Genomic DNA, 14,124 nt, shown 5'->3' on the forward strand with positions numbered 1-14,124 from the left:
CCCTCCGGGGTTAAAAATTGGCACTCAACAGCCTATTTTCGGGAGATTTATAAATTTTTCCGCATTACTCGTACCCCGGATTTTGCGCAAAAACCGCAGGATTACGGATGATTTCCAGTTCTGTCAGCGGAATAGGGAAGACCGTCATGTAAGGTTTCATACCGAACGGAGCCATAACCGTTAACGCGCGACCCGTTCTTACCAGATCGAACCAGCGATGGCCTTCCAGATACAGTTCTAATCGTCGCTCCAGATAAACTTTTTCACGGAAATCGTCTTTGGTCAAGCCTGCGTAAGCTGCTACACCCGCCCGTTGACGGACCATATTCAGATACGTGAGTGCTTCGGTGGTTTTACCGTTTTCGTTCATCGCTTCGGCCAGCATCAGCAATACGTCGGCGTAACGAATCACTTTCCAGTTGGCCGGGCTGTCGTTGTTGGCTTTCAGGGGAGCCATGTATTTTTTCGAGAAGGACGTAACGCCCGTGGTCGACAGGGCTACAAATTTGCCATCGGCCCCGATGACGCCCGTCGCAACGCTGACGTCTTTCCGCAAATCTTTCGGATCGAACGCGGCAAACATCGCAGCTGTCGGGTTACCCCCACTAGCGGCCGTAGCGCCGGGCAGGATGCCATAAATCCGGGACAACTCATTCACCAGCGCGCTCCCACCCGACTGGAATTCCAGCGTAAACGTATTGGTGAACGTGCTTCCGATGCCTAAACCACCGGCCAGGTACTCAATGTCAAAAATGTACTCGCTATGGTGTTCGTCTTTGGTATAATCCCACAAGTCGTTGTAGTTCTTCAGCAGCACGTACCCAAGCGTCGTTACGTCCTTTAATTTCTCCTCGGCCTTCACAAAATCTTTCCGGGTCAGGTACACTTTTCCCAACAGGGCTTTGGCGGCTCCGCGCGTGGCCCGACCAACGTCCGCACCCGTATATTTTACGGGCAATTTAGCTTCGGCATCGAGCAGGTCTTTGATAATAAGCTCGTCGTAAATTTTGTCCACTTTCTCCCGACCCGTCTGGTAAGCCTGTTCCGTCGTGATGGGCGTAGTGACCATGGGTACATCCCCAAAAATTCGCACCAGGTTGAAGTACGCCAGCGCCCGCAGGAATTTCGTTTCGCCAATGTGACGGTCCTTGTTGGTGACCACAGCAGGATTTGCATCGGCGATTTTGGCTAAGATGGCATTCGCGTTCGTGATCGCACTGTAATACCCCCGCCAGCTTGTCAGCAGAATATTATCGTTGTAATCCGTGAGAAAATTGTCGACCCGAATCGATTCCAATCCGTTGGCCAGATCGTGCTTCGTGTCATCGCCCCGCAGGTCGCCAAACTGCCAGAAATTCTGGTAAGGTATTCGAAAACCACTGTACACACCAACGACAGCGTCCTGAAAATCTTTATCCGTTTTATAGAGAACATCGACACTGACCGTAGACACCGGAGTTAGCTCAATAAATTCTTTACGACAGGAGGTCGTAAGGAGAAAGGCAAGTACGAATACGAACGATGTATATTTCATAATTCCTGTCTGGTTTTGTTCAGAAGAAAAGTCGTTAGAAACCAAGGGTTACGCCGAGAATCAGGCTTTTCGGTAGTGGGTAGTCGTTCATGTCCATCCCCGGTGTGAGCGGGTTATCGCCGTTGCTGACATCCGGATTGAAGCCCATGTTCTTGGTAAAAATGAATGGGTTATTGGCGTTCAGGTAAATGCGAAGCGAACTGAGTCCTACGCGCTGAGCGAAATTGTCAGGCACTGCATAATTAAGCGAGATGTTGTTGATCCGCAGATACGTACCGGTGTCGAGCCAACGCTGGCTGTACTCTCCACGAACGTTCCCGGTTGGGGCGTCGTTGGGTCGTGGCGTGTTGCCATCGCCCGGTTCCTGCTCCGATTTCCAGTAGTTGTTCTGCGATGCGGCATTCCGAAAACGGGACCGCGTAGCGTACGTCGATCGTCGGGCGATGCTAAGGAGCTGGTTACCGTATACGCCCTGAAGGCTGACGCTCAAACTCAGATTTTTGTACGAAAGCCGGTTCGTCATGCCGTAGTAAAAATCCGGATAAGGCGATCCCATAATCGCTTTGTCGAAACTGTTGATCACGCCATCGGGCTTGCCGTTCGCCCCGCTGACATCGACAAACCGCAGATCGCCGGGCCGGGAGCGGGAAGCCGTTCCGGGACTAAAGGCGGGTCCTCTGTCTACCTCGGCCTGATTCATAAACACTCCATCCGTCAGCCAGCCGTAGAACATACCGATCGGCTGACCAATCTGGGTAATGTTGCCGCCATTGATAATCGGGTCACCGCTGGGGCCTAGCCTAACAACTCTGTTTTTGAAGGTCGAAATATTGAAATCGGTAGTCCATTTAAGCTGGCCTGTCGTATTCACTGTACTGGCCGAAAATTCCCAGCCTGTATTCCGGACCTCACCAATGTTTTTCAGCGCCGTGCTAAATCCCGTGATACCAGGCGTATTGACGTTCAACAGCAGATTGGTATTTCGGGAGATGAAATAATCGATGTTCAACCGCAGCCGGTTGTTGAAAAAAGCGGCATCGATCCCTGCATTCAGTTGTTCCTGCGTTTCCCACGTCAACAGCGGATTGGGCAGTCGACCCTGCACAAAACCGCCAGCGGGTGTTTCGCCCAATGGGTATTTCTGGTAGTTAATTGTGGCGAACTGCTCGAAATTGCCGATGTTGTTATTGCCGGTTTTCCCGTAGCTGGTGCGCAGTTTCAATTCACTGATCGACCGAATATTGCGCAGAAAATTTTCGTCCGAAAGGCGCCAGGCTAAAGCCGCCGACGGGAACACGCCATATTTGTTTTCCGACCCGAACCGTGACGAGCCATCCGTCCGAATCGACGCCGTTACGTAGTATTTACTGTTGTAGTTGTAATTGACCCGCGCCAGATACGAAATCAACGACCATTGGTATTGATCGGACGTACCATTGGTGATGATACCGCTCACGGCGCTCAAGGTCGGCACCAGGTTATTGGGATATTTGTTGCTCGTCAGGGAGTTGGATTCGCCCGTTTCCTGCTGGGCCGTAAAACCCGCTAATCCGGTCAGGTTATGGTTACCAAAGCTTTTGTTGTAATTCAGCGTGTACTCGGTCAGCCAGTTGTATGTTGCCGCTACGTTGTCGGTACCGGAAGCGGGTTCGTTAAAAAAAGCGGGCAGTTGTGGCACAAACCGCGACCCTTTGCTGCTGAACAACGTAGCGCCCAATAGTACATTGAACCGTAGTTCATCCAGAATTTTATAGTCAACGCTGACATTACCCAATACGCCAATCCGTCGCTGCCGGTCTTTTACTTCCCTAGCCAGGGCAGCCGGGTTATTGAAGTTTCCGACGGCATCGAGTCCATTATACCAGAAATAGTCACCTTTGTCGTCGTAAAGCGGATAAAATGGATTCACCGACGTAGCGGCTCCCATAACGCTAAAGTCACCCGCGCCGACGGTTACACCACTGGAATTGACGTTGCCTTTATCGATAAAGGACGGATTGAAATTGAGTTTCAGGGCTAACCGGTTAGACAGTTTCGCATCAAGGTTAAGCCGTAACGAATACCGCTTGAAATTGCTGTTGATGATCAGCCCGTCCTGATTGAAATACTCGCCACTCACGGCATATTTTACGTTCTCACTGCCGCCGGTCGCCGAAAGCTGGTACTGTTGCTGGGGCGCAACGCGCAGCACTTCGTCCAGTGGCTCTACGTCGGTGTTATTCCGACCTTCCAGCACGTCCAGGATCAGTTGCGGCACTTTAAAATTCCAGGTATTACCGGCACCTGTTACCGGGAAGCCCGCATCGATATTCCGGTTTTTCACTCCGTCGTAAAAGTACTGCGCCTGTTCCCGGGCGCTCATAAATTCGGGTACTTTCGAGACTTTCTGTAAGCCGTAATACGCATCGAACGTAATGCTGGCCTTTCCGGTACGGCCGCGTTTGGTATTGATAATGATAACCCCGTTCGACCCGCGTGACCCGTAAATGGCCGTGGCCGACGCATCTTTCAGAATATCCAGGCTTTCGATGTCGTTTGGGTTCAGCGTCTCGATTGTCTGCGTTGGAAAACCGTCCACGACGTAGAGCGGACCCGCCCCGGCCGAAATACTGCCAATGCCCCGGATTCGGATCTGCGGAGGAGCGCCCGGCTCACCACTGACCGGCTTCACCTGAACCCCGGCCACTTTTCCCAGCAGCGCCTGATCGATGCGCGTTACCGACATCTCTTTGATTTCTTTGCTGTCGATCGTTCCCACGGCCCCCGTCAGGTCTTTCCGTTTCTGGGTTCCGTACCCAACCACGACGACTTCCTCTAGGGCTTTCGTATCGGCTTTAAGCGTTACGTCCACCGCTGTCATGTTTCCGATGGCGACTTCCTGCGCCAGATAACCTACGAACGAAAAAATCAGAACGGCATCGTTATCCGGCACATTGAGCGAGTATTTCCCATCCTTATCCGACGTAGTACCCCGTTGTCTCCCTTTAATGACGATGCTGACGCCCGGCAGCCCTTCGCCTTTTTCATCCGTTGTTCGACCTGTAATGAGCCGATCCGCTTTCGCTACGTCAACATCCGCCTGTTTATCCATTTCGATGGTCAGGGGTGCATTCAATTCCTTACTGAGATCAGTCGTTGCGGACGAACGCTGCCGGAGATCAGCTACCGCTATGGGTAAGGCCCGACGTACTACGTATCCTCCGGTCAGCAACTTTTTATACCGGAATCCATTGGGAATGAGTAGCTGACGGAGATTTTTCTCCAGAGAAACCGTGCGATCAAGCAGACTGGTAGCCACGGTGACCTGTAGCATGCTTTCTTCCTCAAAAAGAATATCGACCCGATACAGTCGTTGCAGTTCCAGCAGCGCATCCTGCAACCGCATCGTTTGACTGGGTTGCGCGTAATAAACAACGGGCATTTTTGCATGCGTCGTAGCCAGTAATTGAGCCGGAGCTGTCGTAAACGAGAATAAAAAGACCCCCCAGCAGCTGGACAGTAGCCACTTTTTCATAGCGAAAAGTTTAATGGTTTAGAAGGTTTAGTTATTGGATTGGGCCTGACTTGGGTACGCTCAATTGGATTGTCTTTCCGTCACGAATCACATCTATATCGAATAGCTCGACCAGCGCCTGTACCAACTCATCCGCGTTATGGGCGTGAAAAGTACCCGTTACCTTCCGGCGGGCCAAAGCCGAATCGAGCTGAACCGTCAGGCCAAAATTGTCGGCCAGCAGGTTAGCGATTTCGGGCATCGGCGTTCGCTGAAAATTGTATTCGTAATTTTTCCAGGTCGTTGCGGGCTGTTGCCTGGTGTCGACACGACCTCGTTTGGCTTGTCCACCCGCCGACAGATTCACCCAGTCGCCAGGCCGCATCGTCAGGGTGCTGATCTGATCGGGAGCGGGGTACCGTAGCTGAACTTTCCCCCGATTCAACTCAACGCGCGTATTGTTCCGACGGGTATTGACGACAAATTCCGTTCCCAGCACAACCACTTCCACGTCATTCGTCGTGTGTACCCGGAAATGATCGTGAGTGGGTGTATGAACGACCGCAAATTCAGCTTCGCCTTTTAAAAATACTTCCCGTGATGGCGATAGCGTACCAAACGAAAAACGGGACAACCGTAACTCCGAATTCGCATTTAACGTAACACAACTCCCATCAGGCAACACTACCGACCGAACCTCGCCATAATCCGTAGCAATGGTGCGCATGGCCCAGTAGTTTCGGGTCATATAGGCTACTGTAAGGACCAGCGCCGTTACCGAAGCCGCCATGAAGAAGGATTGTATTCGCCACTGTTTCCAGACCGGCATTCGTGGTGTGGCAGCCGCCTGAGACGTACCGGCTGTTTGCTGCTGAAATTTCAGATACGCTACGTCCGGGTCAGAAATAATCTGTGGATTTTGCTGCTCCCATTCCTGTAACCAGCCGTAATACAATTGCTGATTATCAGCCTCCTGTAACCACTCACGTAGCAGCTCTATCTGTAAAGGAGTCGTGCGACCTTCGAAATGGGCGAACAGAAGCGCTTTGTTGATTGCCGTTTTCATGCCGTAAAAATTAGCTTCCGATAACGCCGAATAAAGTCAGTAGCAGAAGGTATAACTCCTGTCGAAGTAGGTGCCGAAGACTCGATAAAGCCCGGGTGATGTGGCTTTCCACCGTTTTGTGATTGATCTGCAACTCCTGAGCAATTTCTGCGTGAGAAAGCCCTTCAAAACGACTCATAATAAAGACGCGCTGTGCCTGAGAGGGCAGCGTACGGATCGTTTCATTGATGCGCCGGAGCAGTTCATCCAGTTGCAGAATGTGGTCGGGCTGCTGCACGCTATCCGGCTCGTATTCGTCGGAAACCAGGTCCAGCGAGGCCGATCGATTCAGTTCAAACTTTAAGTAGTTGTAAGCCCGGTTGCGTACAGCCCGGAACAGATAGGCCCGAAATGAGGTGGTAATGGTCTGATACGTTTTGTTATTCCAGAACACCAGAAAGACTTCACCCACAATATCTTCGGTAACCTGACGCGAATACACAAACCGAATGACGGTGCTGCATAAATCCCGATAGTACGCCCGGAACAATAGCTCACAACCCCGGCTCGGATCGGTTATAAACGCTTGCCGGATGAAATACTCAGCATCCGGTTCTTCAGCGGGATGATCTACGGAATGGCCCATATCCATGGGTTTCACAAAAATTTCTGGATGTTTCCTGAAGGCGCCCGTCTGCATTGGTTACAGTCATTAGGGTTTGTGTCTTATAGACAAAATACCCTCACTTACCCCCGAGTCAAATAGAAAAATTTTCAGAAATTTTTTAATCCCGCAAAGATTTTAGTTCAGATTGGGCTAAGCGTCCCTAGTGAATTCTACTCACGATGTATAGCGTGCTTAACTCCTTATTCCCTACTGAAGTGAATTGATTTCTGTCTTTCCGACCGTCGGAAGAAGTCTCAACTTGACAATCAGTCAAGCTTGAGATTTCTTCCGACGGTCGGAAAGACAAAAACGGAACTTCCTTATACTAGAATGTTTACGGCCAGACGTGCCTTATAGAAAATAGTCGATATAACGCTTTTACGTAGTTATACGGATAGTACGGAAGCTAACTAAGACTGTAAAACCGGAGCGGCATCGGCTTCGACGTATTGGTGGAGTTCCTTGTTTTTTACCAGGGGTCCCATGAAGAGCAGCATGATCAATAAACCAATCAGCGCCATGGCACCGAACCCAATAAACAACATATCATAAGCGGCCGCATACCCTAACGTACTGGAATACGTCTTCAGCACGACGCCCGACAGCGACTGGAACAGCGCACCGCCTAACCCCGTACCGACACAGGCCAATCCCCATACCGATGCAGCCGCACTTTTGGGCACTACGTCGGCGGGGAATGCTAGTGAATTGGCCGTATAGGCTGTATAGCCAAACCCAGCCATTCCGAAAACCAGCAGGGCTGATAAGGGGGTCGTGATAACGAGAGGCCCCAGCAACAGAGATACACCCATAATTGCACCGGCCAGGCTAACGGCAATTTTCCGGGCTTTAGGGATCGGCACCCCCCGTTTGATGATAAACTGTGTGAAATAGCCACCCACCAGATTACCTACGTCAGCAATAATAAAGGGAATAGTCGCGTACCAGCCAATCTGTTTTAGATCCCAGTGATGCACGTCCACCAGGTACCGACCAATCCAGAACGTAACGAAATACCAGATAGGGTCCATGAAGGTTTTGGACAGGGTGAACATGATCACGAACCGGGTTTTGAGCAGTTTCAGTGGTGGAATGATCCGGGCTTTGGTTTCGCCTTCTGATTGTTTGGGGGTGTAATAGGTGAACCAGAAAATAGCCAGCCATAAGTAGCCGAAAACAGCGAGAATGATGAAAGTCGCCTGCCAGCCGTACGCAACGCCGAGATAAGCAACCATTGGCGGAACGATGACTGCACCGAGTGCCGAACCGCTGTTAAAAATACCAGATGCCGTAGAACGTTCCTGTGGAGGAAACCACTCGCTGGTAAGTTTAATGGCGGCAGGCCAGTTTCCGGCTTCACCAATTCCGAGCAAAAACCGGCAGACTCCGAATTGCAGGGGTGTTTTGGCGAAGGCATGAACCAGGCCGGCCGTTGTCCAGAACGCCATACACAACGCATACCCTACGCGTGTTCCAAGTTTGTCGATCACAAATCCGGAGAACGCATTAGACAGCATGTAGGCCACAAAAAAAGCAGTGCCGATATAGCCAAACGCATCATCGGGAATCAGTTTCCGCAGATCACCATCAGCACTTAAATAGTTGAACGATAGCCGGTGGACGTAGTTCAGCACAGTGGCCAAAAACGCCAGGCTTACCATCAACCAGCGTATTTTCAGGGGCTTATCGGCGTTCAATACTCCAATCTGATTTTCCATGAAGGTAAGGAAGGAAAATAGAACGCTGATTTTTATGATTATTAAGATTTAACGTACTGATTTATAAAATCTTAATCTATTATAACCATCATAAAACTCAGCGTTCTTTTATGATCATAAAGCCTGCACAGTTAGTAACTGCTCAGCATCTTTAGAGAGTTTTATTGGATTTTGCAGGGCTCGACCCAGGCCATCCCACTGAACACGCATCAGATCGCCATCCTGCAACTGTATCTGCTGACCGAAGCTGAAGGCATCGGCCCCAAAAAAGTGGACATGTGCCTGAAAGGGTAATCGATGAGCTTCGTATTTAAAATGGTGGTATTCCAGGTTTTTCAGACTGTGCGCCATATTTTTCTCCCCCGTTCGGATGGGCGACGACCATACAGACGCAGCACCACGCGCTACGCTCACCGTACCCGTCCACTCGCTGAAATCATCGGTAATGACCAGTTCAGGTCCAATGGCGCATTGCCGCAATTTGGAAGGCGCGAGGTAGAGGTAGTTCTTTTTCTCCATGACATGATCCGAGAACTCATTCCCCGTACAAAAACCGATTCGCCAGGGCGTTCCAGTCTCATCCACTACGTAGGCACCGGCTACTTCGGGCTCTTCTCCCCCATCGTTTGCGTATTCAGGTACGTCCAGCGGCTGTCCGTGTGCTCGCAGAATCGCGCCATTTCCTTTGTAAAACCACTCGGGCTGAACGCCGATAGTACCCGCTACCGGCGATCCTCCTTCGACACCCCACTGATACATCTGCATGCTGTCGGTTGGCTTTTCAACCGTCGACTGGTGCATCATCTGCCGGTTCAAGGCGCTATTTTTGTGGGTCAGTCCCGTTCCCGACACCATACAGCCGAAGGGTCCTCCGGGGTGATCAAAAGCGGGAAGTAGTTGCCAGGGACTTTGGCCGTCGTACACCGACTGATACTCAATCGTCTCCTCCGACAAACAACTCTGAATGAGATCAGTAAGTGGCTGTTTTAACTGAATTGCTTCGATTGCAAGCGCGTATATCGACGTAGTGTTTTGCAAAAATCGCAACAACGGTTCCTGCACCAGTGCAACCCGCCGTTGCTGAGAAGCATCCGACAGTTGCACTAATCGTGTCGTTTCCATGAAGTTAGGTAGGGTTTAGGGATACTAAATTCCAGCTATTGAGTTACCCAACCGCCGTCAACCGAGAAGCAGGAGCCTGTTACGTAGCTAGACGCGCGACTGGCCAGATAGAGCGCAATGCCGCTAATCTCGTGCAGTTCGCCCCAGCGACCCATCGGAATTTTGGCGATAAACGCCTGGTATTTCTCGGGGTCATTGAGCAACGGCAGGTTCAGGTCCGTTGCGAAAGGACCAGGCAGGATCGCATTGACCGTAATGCCTTCTTTAGCCACTTCCATGGCCAGCGAACGGGTCAGTTGCAGAATCGCGCCTTTGCTGGTGGCGTAGGGCGTGCGGTCAGGAATGGCCGTCAACGCCAGCATCGAGCCAATGTTAATGATCCGACCGTAACCGTGCTGCTTCATCACCGGAATCACTTCGCGGCAGGCCAGCCACGTGCCCGTTACGTTGACCTGCTGCACTTTCGTAAAGTCATCAAGGGATAGATCTTCAATGGCTCCCCGAATGTTGATACCAGCGGAGTTGATCAGAATATCCACTTTCCCGAACTGATCAACGGTTTGTCTTACAGCCGATTTGACGCTTTTTTCCGCCGTTACGTCGCAAATGGTGCTGATACAATCAACGCCATAAGCCGATTTGATCGCTTCTTCAGATTGCTGGTTGGTCGCTTCATCGCGGGCCGCAATTACAATATTGGCTCCTGCTTCCGCCAATCCCTGGGCCATGGCCAAACCAAGCCCACGGTTCCCACCTATCACCAGCGCCGTTTGGCCGTGCAACTTGAACAGGTCTAAAATGCTACGTTCCACCGAAATTTGTTCCATAATACGTTCAGTCAGGTTATTTATTCGATGATGGTAAAGTGTTCGAGTCCTTCAGTTTTCAGCGTCAGACCCATGCCCGGTTTGGTATCGTCGAGCTGGAGTTTTCCGTTTTCGGCAATGGCTTCGCCGTCGAAAATGTACCAGAACATTTCGTTGCCGACTTCAATTTCGGTCTGAGGAAAATACTCGGCCATCGGGCAGGCAAACGAACTCATCACGACGTGCAAATTGTGCATCTGTCCGCCGTGCGGAATCACTTCGACGCCATGCGTCAGGGCCATGTTGCAGATTTTCTGCGCTTCAGTAAAGCCGCCAACCCGGTTGGTATCGAACTGAAAAATGTCGAGAGCGCCCGTCTGCAACAGATCGTGAAAACCATAACGGGTATATTCGTGCTCCCCTCCCGATAGCGGAATGTCGGTGTACTGTTTGAGCTTGGCGAAATTGTGAATCTCGTCGGGCAGCAGCAGTTCCTCCGCCCAGCGCAGATTGTACGGTTCCAGCAATTTCAGCAACTGTTTGGCGTAAGAAAAATTGAAACCCATGTAGGCTTCCAGCATGATATTCACATCGTCGCCAACCGTTTCGCGCACGACCCGGACCATTTCGGCATTCTTCTTCATCCCCGTCAATCCTTCCGTCAGCGGATAGCCGCAACGTAGCTTCATCCCCGTAAACCCTTCGGCTTTGTAATGAGCTGCTTCGGACTGTAAACTATCCAGATCGCGGGTATACAACCGGCTGTAATACGTCTCGATGTGCGGCCGGGTACGTCCACCCAATAACATAAATACGGGTTGGTTGAACGCCAATCCTTTAATGTCCCACAAAGCAATGTCCAGCGCACTGATGGCTGCAATGACCGCTCCTTTTCGACCGTAGGCAACCGTCGAGCGGTACATTTTTTCGAACAGGTATTCCGTATTCAGCGGATTTTCGCCAATCAGAAGCGACGCCAGTTTGGTATCGATTATTTTCTTGGTTACGTCGGGCGCCAGGCCCGCATTACCAATGCCGATATGGCCCTCGTCCGTTTCTATTTCGACGACCAGCCAGCTGAAAAACCGAAAAGCGGCCTGAGAATCGTTTTGAAAATGGAGCGGGCTAAGGGGCGTTGCGAAGATGGTATCGCTGGTTTTTACCGGCCCCTGCCATTGGTAAAGTTTGGTCCTGACGGCACGAATTTTCATGGTATTAATTAGCGTTAAACGAAAATGTCTAAGTAAGCCACCTCGTCGGAAGTGGGTAGAATCCCGTGCTTCAGCGAGGAGTTAAAATAAAGGCTGTCACCTTCTTTGAGTTGATATTCGACCTCGCCAACCTGCATTTTCATCTGTCCCCGAATGACGTAGATAAATTCTTCGCCCTCGTGGGATAGCTCATGCGGTTTGACTTCGCCTTTTTTGCCCACGAACAGAAACGGCTGCATTTTCTTCTCATGGTATTCCGATGCATACGGGTAAATCGAATACCCTTTATCCGTCTGCGTTAAACTGTCTTCGGCTTTCTGGCGGGACGTAACAATGGCGTTCAGCCAGCCATCATGTTCAAGCAAATTGGAAATCGTGGTACCCAGCGTGTTGGCGATTTTGACCAAAGCCGCGACCGACGGTACGGTCTTGTTGTTCTCAATTTTTGAGATCATGCTTTTAGACAATTCGCTGGCATCCGCGATTTCCTGAAGGGTCCGATTCTGATTGATCCGCAGGATTTTAATCCGATCACCCAGATTTAAATTGGTGCCGTTATTCTCGATTGAAATCATCTTTCTTTGTTTACTGGTGTTCAATATTGTTGAACGAAAGTAGATAAATTTCAAGAGACACGTTTTAAGAAAGCCGGTTAAACTTCAGTGGTACCATGGGTTTTAACCCGTTTTTTAAGTCACGTCCTAAACGGGTTAAAACCCGTGGTACCTGTTAATCCCAGCTTAATTTGAGCAGCGATACGCCTTGCCGGGGTAGCGTAAAGTTCAGAATAGCCTCGCCCTTCGTTACCTGAACCCGTTCCGGAGCCGAGAGCTGCTGCAACTGACCCGCTTTTTCGAGCTGAGCGATCTGTTCGGCAGTCGGTGTTTTGGGCGATCCCATTTTCTTCCAGGCTTCATAGGAATTACTGAACTTCTGATCAATCCGGTAATGGTGCAACGTAACGGTTTTGTTCGGCAATCCATTCAGCCGAAGCGAAACGGGCGCATCCGGGCTTGGTACGTTGTCATCGTGGTAATTCCAGACCATCACCGCTGCGGACTTGGCATCTTTCGAGGCCAGCGCATTAACATCAGCCTCTGCCCGCACACTCTCATCCCGTAACCGGGCGTAATCGTAAGCCAACCCGTTTTTAACCTCGACCCGATTGGTAGGCATCATACCAAACATGCGAAATACGTTCAGCACCGGTTTGTCGACGCCGTTGGTTGCCAGATCCCGAAATCCCCGAAACCAGGGTTGATTCTCGAATTCAAACGCCCACGTAACGGCCCCCGCCAGGTTCACCCCACGCGACTGCGCCAGGTCGTATTTCCGGGCAAACGAAGCCGCCGTGTAACTGGAATACATGGTACCATTCCGGTAGGCATTTTGCGGATTGAAGTCCTCCGAACAAGCGGCACAGCCCTCTGGGTCCGACTCACCAATGATAATCGGCAGGTGTTTCAGGCTGGGGTACGAGGCAACAATTTCAAACCCTTTGTCGATATCGCGCAACTGCTTTCCTACGTTCATCTGGACGTGACCATCCACTACTTTAGGCGCACCTTTGGCGTGAAACGTAATGAAATCAATCGGAGTCCCCGTTTTCCCCGTGACATAATTCTTCCCGTTCACAACGTGCTCCATAAACGCTTTGAAAAATTTCTGCGATTTTTCGCTGCCGGGACCCGTTACTTCGGGTCCTCCGATACGAGCCGTCGGTAACGCCCGTTTGACGGCATCGGCTGTATAGTCGTATAGTTTGATATATTCTTCGGTTGTGCCTTTCCAGTACGGGATGTCAGGTTCGTTCCAAAGCTCCCAATACCAGCTTTCCACTTCTTTCTGACCGTATTTCTGAACCGAGTGTTTGACCCATTGATGAACCAGTTCGGCCCACTTGGTATAATCTTTCGGGGGATAAGCCCAACCGGTAAAAATATCATAACCCTTCTGACTAGGGTCCCACTTATGCTTATACGGCTGCGGGTTGGTTGACATGGCTTCCGGCATGAATCCAATCTGAGCAATGGGCTTCATGCCCCGCTCGATGAACGTATCGAAAATTTTATCGACAATGGTCCAGTTGTAGATCGGTTTTCCGTTGGCATCTTCGGTGTAGGCATTGGTGGAACCCCATTTGAGAGCGGCTTCTCCGTCGCCCGTTACCAGCAGACTGTGCACCCGAACGTAAACGGGAACCTTGCTCAGTTTAGAGATTTCGGTCAGTAGTTTCTTCCCATCTTTCATGTAGGTGTAGTTCGGCTCATCGTAGCCAAACCAGGCCCAGATCGGCTTTAAGGGACCTTTATCTTTGGTTAAGTCAACCTGAATGGCAACAGGTTTTTCTTCGCTAACCTGTGCCAGACTGTAGGTAGCGGGCAGGAAGCTAAGCGCACCAGCCCCCAGTGTCGCTAATGTTCGCCACAAATTCGGCTTACGTTGATTCATGGAATAAAAAGGATAAGAAATGATTGAATACGTTAGTCAACAGGAATGATCAGGCCGTTCTCATAAGACACGACAAC

General features: G+C 50.7%; 10 protein-coding genes. All 10 read right to left on the bottom strand.

Annotated features, from left to right (window positions below; genetic code table 11):
- Nucleotides 1-64: 64 nt before the first annotated feature.
- Nucleotides 65-1,534, bottom strand: a complete 1,470-nt coding sequence (locus IC230_RS00075; RefSeq protein WP_191036922.1) for a RagB/SusD family nutrient uptake outer membrane protein — start codon at nt 1,532-1,534, stop codon at nt 65-67.
- 34 nt (nt 1,535-1,568) lie between these two features.
- Complete coding sequence (locus IC230_RS00080; protein ID WP_191036923.1) at nt 1,569-5,048, bottom strand: SusC/RagA family TonB-linked outer membrane protein; 3,480 nt, start codon at nt 5,046-5,048, stop codon at nt 1,569-1,571.
- A 31-nt stretch (nt 5,049-5,079) separates the two neighbouring features.
- Nucleotides 5,080-6,093: a FecR family protein gene (locus IC230_RS00085; protein ID WP_191036924.1), complete on the bottom strand. Its 1,014-nt coding sequence runs from the start codon at nt 6,091-6,093 to the stop codon at nt 5,080-5,082.
- A 10-nt stretch (nt 6,094-6,103) separates the two neighbouring features.
- Entirely contained in the window at nt 6,104-6,772 is a 669-nt protein-coding gene (locus IC230_RS00090) for an RNA polymerase sigma-70 factor (protein WP_191036925.1), read from the bottom strand.
- Nucleotides 6,773-7,149: 377 nt separating this feature from the next.
- Nucleotides 7,150-8,457 carry an MFS transporter gene (locus tag IC230_RS00095; RefSeq protein WP_191036926.1) on the bottom strand — a complete coding sequence of 436 codons (1,308 nt, stop codon included), beginning with the start codon at nt 8,455-8,457 and terminating at the stop codon, nt 7,150-7,152.
- Nucleotides 8,458-8,571: 114 nt separating this feature from the next.
- Nucleotides 8,572-9,579 (bottom strand): AraD1 family protein, encoded by a 1,008-nt coding sequence (araD1, locus tag IC230_RS00100; protein ID WP_191036927.1) that lies wholly within the window; start codon nt 9,577-9,579, stop codon nt 8,572-8,574.
- Nucleotides 9,580-9,614: 35 nt separating this feature from the next.
- Nucleotides 9,615-10,406 (bottom strand): SDR family NAD(P)-dependent oxidoreductase, encoded by a 792-nt coding sequence (locus IC230_RS00105; RefSeq protein ID WP_191036928.1) that lies wholly within the window; start codon nt 10,404-10,406, stop codon nt 9,615-9,617.
- Between the two features lie 20 nt (nt 10,407-10,426).
- A complete protein-coding gene (locus tag IC230_RS00110; protein WP_191036929.1) occupies nt 10,427-11,596 on the bottom strand; it encodes an enolase C-terminal domain-like protein in 1,170 nt (389 codons plus the stop codon).
- Nucleotides 11,597-11,610: 14 nt separating this feature from the next.
- A complete protein-coding gene (locus IC230_RS00115; protein WP_191036930.1) occupies nt 11,611-12,171 on the bottom strand; it encodes a helix-turn-helix domain-containing protein in 561 nt (186 codons plus the stop codon).
- 154 nt (nt 12,172-12,325) lie between these two features.
- Nucleotides 12,326-14,047 carry a GH39 family glycosyl hydrolase gene (locus IC230_RS00120; protein WP_191036931.1) on the bottom strand — a complete coding sequence of 574 codons (1,722 nt, stop codon included), beginning with the start codon at nt 14,045-14,047 and terminating at the stop codon, nt 12,326-12,328.
- Nucleotides 14,048-14,124 lie beyond the last annotated feature (77 nt).

Source organism: Spirosoma validum (assembly GCF_014699035.1).
GTDB classification, from domain to species: Bacteria; Bacteroidota; Bacteroidia; order Cytophagales; family Spirosomataceae; genus Spirosoma; species Spirosoma validum.

Bases quoted from the DNA above. Each gene is read 5' to 3' on its own strand.
- IC230_RS00075 (WP_191036922.1), bottom strand. From the start codon at position 1,534: ATGAAATATACATCGTTCGTATTCGTACTTGCCTTTCTCCTTACGACC.
- IC230_RS00080 (WP_191036923.1), bottom strand. From the start codon at position 5,048: ATGAAAAAGTGGCTACTGTCCAGCTGCTGGGGGGTCTTTTTATTCTCG.
- IC230_RS00085 (WP_191036924.1), bottom strand. From the start codon at position 6,093: ATGAAAACGGCAATCAACAAAGCGCTTCTGTTCGCCCATTTCGAAGGT.
- IC230_RS00090 (WP_191036925.1), bottom strand. From the start codon at position 6,772: ATGCAGACGGGCGCCTTCAGGAAACATCCAGAAATTTTTGTGAAACCC.
- IC230_RS00095 (WP_191036926.1), bottom strand. From the start codon at position 8,457: ATGGAAAATCAGATTGGAGTATTGAACGCCGATAAGCCCCTGAAAATA.
- araD1 (WP_191036927.1), bottom strand. From the start codon at position 9,579: ATGGAAACGACACGATTAGTGCAACTGTCGGATGCTTCTCAGCAACGG.
- IC230_RS00105 (WP_191036928.1), bottom strand. From the start codon at position 10,406: ATGGAACAAATTTCGGTGGAACGTAGCATTTTAGACCTGTTCAAGTTG.
- IC230_RS00110 (WP_191036929.1), bottom strand. From the start codon at position 11,596: ATGAAAATTCGTGCCGTCAGGACCAAACTTTACCAATGGCAGGGGCCG.
- IC230_RS00115 (WP_191036930.1), bottom strand. From the start codon at position 12,171: ATGATTTCAATCGAGAATAACGGCACCAATTTAAATCTGGGTGATCGG.
- IC230_RS00120 (WP_191036931.1), bottom strand. From the start codon at position 14,047: ATGAATCAACGTAAGCCGAATTTGTGGCGAACATTAGCGACACTGGGG.